This window comes from Lentzea aerocolonigenes, assembly GCF_000955955.1.
GTDB classification, from domain to species: Bacteria; Actinomycetota; Actinomycetes; order Mycobacteriales; family Pseudonocardiaceae; genus Lentzea; species Lentzea aerocolonigenes_A.
On the sequence record NZ_JYJG01000230.1, the window covers coordinates 1 to 8,712 of the forward strand.

Annotated in this window: 1 protein-coding gene; it reads right to left on the bottom strand. The window is 70.3% G+C overall.

Annotated features, from left to right (window positions below; all coding sequences use genetic code 11):
* Nucleotides 1–8,712, bottom strand: an 8,712-nt coding sequence (locus UK23_RS27915) for a type I polyketide synthase (RefSeq protein ID WP_045314632.1), incomplete at both ends; no start/stop codon positions are given.

The following is an 8,712-nucleotide window of genomic DNA, read 5'->3' on the forward strand; positions in this document are numbered from 1 at the left end:
CTTCCAAGATCACGTGAGCGTTGGTGCCGGAGAGGCCGAAGGCGGAGATGCCCGCGCGGCGCGGGTGGCCCGTCGCAGGCCAGGCGGTGTTCTCGGTGAGGAGGGCGACCGGGCCCGAGGTCCAGTCGACGTGGGTGGTCGGGGCGTCGACGTGGAGGGTCCGGGGCAGCACGCCGTGACGCATCGCCTCGACCATCTTGATAACGCCCGCGACGCCTGCAGCGGCTTGGGCGTGGCCGATGTTCGACTTCACCGAGCCCAGGTAGAGGGGTTCGGAGCGGTCGGCGAAGGTCGAGAGAAGAGCCTGGGCCTCGATCGGGTCGCCCAGGGTGGTGCCGGTGCCGTGGGCCTCGATGGCGTCGACGTCGCCCACGGACAGACCGGCATCCGCGAGAGCGCGACGGATCACGCGCTGCTGCGAGGGGCCGTTCGGGGCGGTCAGGCCGTTGGAGGCGCCGTCGGAGTTGACCGCGGAGCCACGCACAAGGGCGAGGACCTCGTGGCCACGAGCGACAGCGTCCGAGAGGAGTTCCAGGACGAGGATGCCCGCGCCTTCGGACCACGCGGTGCCGTCGGCGGCGTCGGCGAAGGCCTTGCAGCGGCCGTCCGGAGCGAGACCGCCCTGGGTCGTGAACTCGACGAACGAGTCAGGGCTCGACATGACGCTGACACCGCCGGCGAGCGCGAGAGAGCATTCACCGGAGCGGAGCGCGCGCATCGCCCAGTGCATGGCGACCAACGACGACGAGCAGGCGGTGTCGATGGTGACGGCGGGGCCTTCCAGTCCGAGGACGTAGGAGAGGCGGCCGGACATCACCGACGCGGTGTTGCCGGTGGCGAGGTAGCCCTGGATGTCGGGGTCGAGTGAGCGGCGCAGGATGTTCTCGTAGTCCTGGCCGTTGGTACCGACGAACACGCCGGTCTGCGAACCGCGCAAGGACGACGGGTCGATGCCGGTGCGTTCCAGCGCTTCCCAAGCCGTTTCCAGGACGAGGCGCTGCTGCGGGTCCATAGCGAGCGCTTCCCGCGGCGAGATGCCGAAGAAGTGCGCGTCGAAGTCCGCGACGCCGTTGAGGAAACCGGCTTCCAGCGACGCCGACGCACCAGCGCTCAAAGCGGCGATGTCCCAGCCGCGATCGGACGGGAACGAGCTGATGCCGTCGCCGCCACGGGAAACCAAGTCCCAGAAGGCTTCCGGGGACGTGACGCCGCCCGGGAAGCGGCAGCCGATGCCGACGATCGCGATCGGATCGTCGTCGGCGCGCCGCACGACCACTTCGGCCGGCACGTCGCCGACCTCGCCCAGCAGGAAGTCCGCCAGGTCGTAGGGGGTCGGGTAGTCGTACAGCAACGAGGCGGGCAGCGTCAGTCCGGTCGCGGCCTGCAGGCGGTTGCGCAGTTCCAGCGTGGTCAGCGAGTCGAAGCCGAGGTCGAGGAACGCGCGGTCCGGGTCGACGTCGGATGCGTTGCCGTGGCCGAGAACCGCGGCGATCTGGCCGCGCACCAGGTCGAGGACCGCGCGGTTGCGTTCCGCCTTCGTCAGGCCCGCGAGCGCCTTGAGGAACTGCGGCTGTTCCGCGGACTCGACGACCTTTTCGGTGGTGTGGAAGCGTTTGACCTCGGGCAGGTCGCCGACCAGCGGCGCGGGACGCAGACCGGCGAGTGCGGGCAGGAACCGTTCCCAGTCGATCTCGGCGACCAGCACGGCCGCGTCGCCGTGCTCGATGGCCTGCTTCAACGCCTGCAACGCCAGCGCAGGCTCCATCGGCGTGATACCGCCGCGCTTCAGGCGTTCCGCGACGCCACCCGAGGCCGCCATGCCGGCCTCGCCCCACGGTCCCCACGCCACCGAGGTGGCCGGAAGTCCTTGCAGGCGGCGATGTTCGGCGAAGGCGTCGAGGAAGGCGTTGGCGGCGGCGTAGTTGCCCTGGCCCGCGCCACCGATGACGCCGGCGGTGGAGGCGAAGAGCACGAACGCGTCGAGGTCCGAGGTGAGCTCGTGCAGGTTGCGGGTCGCGTGGACCTTGGCGCGCAACAGGTTCGTGAACGACGTGGCGTCCATCGACTCGACGAGGCCGTCCTCGACGACACCTGCCGCGTGGAAGACCGACGTCACCGGGTGCTCGGCGAGAAGTGCCGCGAGGGCTTCGCGATCGGCCACGTCGCAGGACTTCACGAGCACGCGCGGGTCGCCGAAGTCCGCGGTTCCGTTGCGGCTGACCAGGATGACCTGCTCGGCGTCGTGGTCGAGCAACCATTGCGCGACCTGCTTGCCGATCGCGCCGGTGCCGCCGGTGACGAGCACGCGGCCCGGCCGGTAGTCGCGGTGCAACGCGCTCGGGGTGCTGTGGATGAGGCGGCGGCCGTAGACGCCGGACGGCCGCACCGCGACCTGGTCCTCGGTCCCCGCCAGCACGCCGGGGATGCGGCGTGCGGTGTTCCAGTCGAGCTGCGAGGGCAGGTCGATCAGGCCGCCCCAGCGCTGCGGGTGCTCCAGCGCGATCACGCGGCCGAGTCCGTGGACGGTGGCGAGGTCTGGGTTGACGATCTGCTCGCCGCCGCCGACCGACACCGCGCCCTGCGTCGCCACCCACAGCGGAGCGTCCTGCCCGGCGTCGCCGAGCGCTTGCACCACAACGGAAGTGCGGACGAGCGCGTCCTCGGCGCCGGTGTTCAGGGCGAGCAGCGACAGCACACCGGCGTAGTCGCCGCGGACCTGCTCAGCCAGTTCTGTCCGGGTGGTGGCGTTGACGACGACCGTCTCGACGCCGAGCGCTTCGATCAGCTCGGACGCGTCGTGGTCGGCGAGCACCAGCCACGGCCCGGTGAGCGGGGCTTGGGCCGTGATGGGCTTCCAGGTCACCGCGTAACGCCATGAGTCCACAGTGGATTGCTGCTTGCGTGAACGCCACTGCGCCAGTGCGGCGAAGTCCTCGCGTTCGACGGCGGCCCAGAACTCGTCGTCGACGAAGTCGCCGTCCTTGTCCTGCGAGGTCACCGGCTCTGGCCAGAAACGCTGGTGCTGGAACGGATACGTCGGCAGCTCGACGTCGGATGCGCAGCCCGCGAAGTAGGTGGCCCAGTCGACGGTCGTGCCGCGGACGTGCAGGCCGGCCAGCGCGGTCAGCAGCGTCCCGGCCTCATCGCGTTCGCGGCGCAGAGCCGGGACCAGCACGGCTTCCTCGGTGAGCGACTCCTGGGCCATGCCGGTGAGCACGCCGTCGGGGCCGAGCTCCAGCAACGCCCGCACGCCCTTGCTCTCCAGTTGCGTGATCTTGTCCGCGAACCGGACGGCCTCGCGGACGTGCCGCACCCAATGCTCCGGGTTCGTCACGTCGTCCGCGATCAACGGGATCGACGGCGTGCCGAACTGGATGTCGCTGATCGCCGCGCGGAAGTCGTCGAGCATCGGGTCCATCAGCGGCGAGTGGAACGCGTGACTCACCTTGAGCCGCTTGGACTTCTCGAACCGCGCCGCGATCGCCTCGGCCGCGGACTCGTCGCCGGCGATGACGATGCTCGTGGGCCCGTTGATCGCGGCGATCGACACGCGGTCGTTGAGGAGTGGGGTGATGTCGGCTTCGGTGGCCTGGATCGCGATCATCGCGCCGCCGGCCGGCAGTGCCTGCATGAGGCGGGCGCGGGCCGAGATCAGCGTGCAGGCGTCGTCGAGGCTGAGGACACCGGCGACGTGTGCCGCGGCGATCTCGCCGATGGAGTGGCCAGCCAGGTAGTCCGGTGTGACGCCCCACGACTCGACGAGCCGGTAGAGCGCGACCTCGAGCGCGAAGATCGCCGGCTGTGCGTAGCCGGTCTGGTTGAGCAGTTCCGGGTCGTCGCCCCACATGACGTCGCGCAACGGCCTCGCGAGGTCCGCGTCGAGATAGGCGCAGGCCGCGTCGAGGGCGTCGGCGAACACCGGGTAGCGCTCGTACAGCGCCTTGCCCATGCCGAGGCGCTGCGAGCCTTGGCCGGTGAACAGGAACGCGGTGCGGCCGCGCGTCGTCTGCCCGCGGGTGAGGTTCGCGTCCGGCTGATCGTCACGCAACGCTTGGAGGCCGCGCACCAGCTCGTCGCGGGTGCTCGCGACGACCACCGCGCGCTTCTCGAACGTGGACCGCCTGGTGGCGAGGCTGGCGGCCAGCTCGGTCAGGTCCGCGTCGACGTCGATCAGGTTGCCCGCGACCTGCTTGAGCGCCTCGTCCGCGCGCGCCGAGAGCAGCACCGGCACCGCGCCGACCTGCGGAATCGATCCGGATTGGCGGGCCCCCTGGGGGGAGCCACCCCCCATCCCAATCATCTCAGAGGGGTCTGACAGTTCTGGGGCTTCCTCGAGGACGACGTGGGCGTTCGTGCCGGACAGGCCGAAGGACGACACGGCGGCGCGCTTCGGGTGGCCGGTCTGCGGCCAGGCTTCCTCGGTGGCGAGGAGTTTGATCGAGCCCGAGGACCAGTCGACCTTGGTTGAGGGCTGGTCCACGTGGAGGGTGCGGGGCAGGACGCCCGCCCGCAGCGCCAGGACCATCTTGATGATGGACGCGACGCCCGAGGCCATCTGGGTGTGGCCGATGTTCGACTTCATCGAGCCGAGCAGCAGCGGCCTGGAGCGGTTCTGGCCGTAGGTGGCGAGGAGCGCCTGGGCCTCGATCGGGTCGCCCAGGGCCGTGCCGGTGCCGTGGCCGTCGACGGCGTCCACTTCGGACGGTTCGACCCGCGCGTTCGCCAGGGCCTGACGGATCACTCGTTGCTGCGAGGGGCCGTTCGGCGCGGTGAGGCCGTTGGAGGCGCCGTCCTGGTTGACCGCGGAGCCGCGCACGACGGCGAGGATGCGGTGGCCGTTGCGGATCGCGTCGGACACCCGCTCCAGCAGGACGAGACCGACGCCCTCGGCGAGGGTCATGCCGTCGGCGGCGTCGGAGTAGGCCTTGCAGCGGCCGTCCTTCGCGAGAGCGCGCTGGCGGGAGAAACCGACGAAGGCGCCCGGCGTGGCCATGACCGACACGCCACCGGCCAGAGCCAGTGAGCTTTCGCCGTCGCGCAACGACTGGCAGGCCAGGTGCAGCGCCACCAAAGACGAAGAACACGCGGTGTCGAGGGTGACGGCCGGGCCTTCGAGTCCGAACAGGTAGGAGACGCGGCCCGACAGCACGCTGGAGAGCGTGCCGGTGATCATGTGGCCCTCGTCGCCCGGCTGGTCGGAGCCGCCTGCCGAGTAGTCCTGGTAGGAGGCGCCGATGAAGGCACCGGTGAGGGTTCCCTTCAGCGACTGCGGGTCGATGCCGGCGCGTTCGATGGACTCCCAGGCGGTTTCGAGCAGGAGGCGCTGCTGCGGGTCCATCGAGAGGGCTTCGCGCGGGCTGATGCCGAAGAAGCCGGGGTCGAAGTTCGCGACGTCGTGCAGGAAGCCGCCCTGCACCGAGTAGGCGCCGCCGGGGGCGTCCGGGTCGGGGTTGTAGAGGGAGTCGCCGTCCCAGCCGCGGTCCGCGGGGAATCCGGAGATCGCGTCGACCCCGTTCATGACGACGTTCCACAGGTCTTCCGGTGTCGCCACGCCGCCGGGGTAGCGGCAGGCCATACCGATGATCGCGATCGGCTCGTCGGACGCGGCCGACGCGACGACCTGGCCGGCGGGAACGTCGGCGCCGAGGAGTTCACCGAGCAGGAACTCGGTCAGGGCGAGCGGGCTGGGGTGGTCGAACACCATCGTGGTCGGCAGCGTCAGACCTGTTGCGGCGGCGAGCTTGTTGCGCAGGTCGACCGCGGTGATCGAGTCGAAACCGACCTCGCGGAACGCCCTGTGCTCGGTCAGCGCGTCGGTTGAGGCCATGCCCAGCACGGACGCGGCTTCGGCGCGGACGAGCTCGAGGAGCCGCTGTTCGCGTTCGGCGGGCGGAAGGGCGCGTAGCTCGGCCGCGAACGAGCCGTCGGACGTGGTGGTCTGCTCGGCGGCGACGGTGAGAGCGCGAACTTCCGGCAGCTCCTCGAAGAGCGTGGCCGGGCGCATCGCGGTGAAGACCGGGTAGTAGCGGTCCCAGGCGATGTTCGCGATGGCGATCTCGGTCTCGTCGTCCTCGATCGCGCGCTGCAGACCGGCCACCGCCAGCCGTGCCTTCATGAACTCGAGGCCGCTGCGGCGGATCTGGTCGGTGTCGACGCGGCCGAGGCCGATGTCGTCGGACCAGATGCCCCACGAGACCGACGTGCAGCGCAGTCCGCGAGCGCGACGGTTGGCGGCCAGCGAGTTCAGGTAGGCGTTACCGGCCACATAGGACGCGTGGTTGCCGGAGCCCCACATGCCGGAGATCGACGAGAACAGCACGAACGCGTCGAGGTCCTCGGTCAGCAGCGCATCCAGGTGAGTAGCGCCGTCGACCTTGGCGGCGAGGATCTCGCTCAGACCCTCCACAGTGGATCCGTCGATGGAGTGCAGGCCGATGACCGCGGCGGTGTGGATGACCGAGCGGATCTCGCGGCCTTCCGCGCGCAGCTCGTTCAGCATGCGTTCGACGTCGTCACGCTTGGCGATGTCGCAGGCGACGACCGTGGTGGGCGTGCCGAGTTCTTCCAGCTCCGCAACGAGTTCACGGGCGCCGGGCGCGTCGATGCCGCGGCGGCTGGTGAGCACGAGATGCTCGGCGCCCTTGTGGGCGAAGAAGCGGGCGACGTGCGGGCCGAGCGTTCCGGTGCCGCCGGTGATGATGGTGGTGCCACGCGGGGTCCAGTCCCGGGTCTCGGGTCGCGAAGGAGCCCGGACGACGCGGCGTGCCAGCGTGCCGGACGCGCGAATGGCGAGCTGGTCCTCGTCGCCTGCATTGGCCAGGGCGGAGACGAACCGTTGCGCGGCGCGCTGGTCGAGCTCCTCCGGCAGGTCGATGGAGCCGCCCCAGCGTTGCGGGTGCTCCAGCGCGGCGGTCCAGCCGATGCCGACCGCCTGGACCTGCGCCGGATGGTCGACGGTGTCCGCGCGGCCGGTGGAGAGGGCGTTGCGGGAGATGTTCCAGATCTTGGTGATGAGGCCGGCGTCGGCGATCGCGTTGATCAGGTTGACGGTCAGCAGCAGGCCGACGGGCAGGCCCATCGTTCCGGGGCGTTCGTCGGTGGGCAGCAACGAGACGATGCCGTCCGCTTCGACGAGCTTCGCGGCGATGGTGACGCGGTCGTCGTTGGCGTCCAGGACGATCCGCTGCACGTCGCCGAGCGCGTTGACGACGTCGGTGTCGTTGATGGCGTCCGTGGTGACGACGACCCAGGTGCCGGTGAGCTTGCCGTTGTCGAGCCCGCGCAACGGCTTCCACGTCGTGCGGTAGCGCCATGAGTCCGTTGTGGACTGGTCGCGGCTGGCCTGCCGGAATGTGTTGAGGGCGGGCAAAACCGCGGCGAGCGTGGCTTCGTCGAGGTGCAGGCTCCGGGTGAGGGTGGCGAGGTCGGACTGTTCGACGGCCTGCCAGAAGGCGTCGTCGACGGGGTCCTGTGCGGCGACCGGGTGCTGCGGCGGGCCGATCCAGAAGCGCTCGTGCTGGAATGGGTAGGTGGGCAGGTCGACGCGGTTGCCTTCGAGGTGCCACTTGACCGGGAGGCCGCGGACCCAGACCTCGGCGAGCGACGTGAGAACGCGGTTCAGGCCGCCGAGGTCGCGGCGCAGCGTGCCGGTGACGACGCCGCGCTTGCCTTCGAGGGCGTCCTGGACTCCGGGCGTGAGGACGGGGTGCGAGCTGACTTCGACGAAGACCTGGTGTCCTTCGGCGATGAGCTGCTCGATGGCTTCGTTGAGGTGCACGGTCTGACGCAGGTTCGTGAACCAGTACAACGCGTCGGTGCTGGCGTCGTTCCACTCGCCGGTGACGGTGGAGAGAAAGCGCGTGTGTGGAGTCTGTGGCGTGATCGTGGCGAGGTCGCCGAGCACCTCGTCGCGGATGTCCTCGACCTGTGCCGAGTGCGAGGCGTAGTCGACCTCGATGCGGCGCACCCGCACGCCCTGCTCGACGAGCTTGCCGCAGAACGCGTCGAGCGCTTCGAGGTCACCGGAGACGGCGACGCTGCGGGGCCCGTTGGTGGCGGCGAGGCTGAGGCGGTCGCCCCATTCTTCGAGGTGTGGCTGGACGTCTTCGGCGGACAGGCCGATGGACACGATGCTGCCGCGCCCCGACATGACGCGGCCGATGGCCTGGCTGCGCAGGGCGACTACTTTGGCGGCGTCTTCGAGGCTGAGTGCTCCGCTCACCGCGGCGGCGGCGATTTCGCCCTGCGAGTGGCCGATGACGGCGTCGGGCATGACGCCGTAGTGCTTCCAAACCTCGGCGAGCGACACCATCATCGCCCAGCTCGCGGGCTGGACGACGTCGACGCGGTCGAGGCTTTCCGCTCGGCGGATGACGTCGAGGAGGTTCCAGTCGGTGTGGGGCCGCAGGGCGGCCGCGCACTCGGCCATGCGGGCGGCGAAGATCGGCGACTCGTCGAGGAGCTGCGCGCCCATGCCGACCCACTGCGAGCCCTGGCCGGGGAAGATGAACGCGACCTTGCGCTCCAGGTCCGCGACCCCCTTGGTCTCCACACCGTCGATGATCACCGCTCGGTGATCGAAGTCCGGCCGCAGACTCAGGCTGTACGCGATGTCCGCCGGGTCTGCCGCCACGCCGCGCACGCCGTCGATCTGAGCGCGCAGGGCCGCCTCGGACTTCGCCGACACCAGCCACGGCGTCGGAATCGATCCCG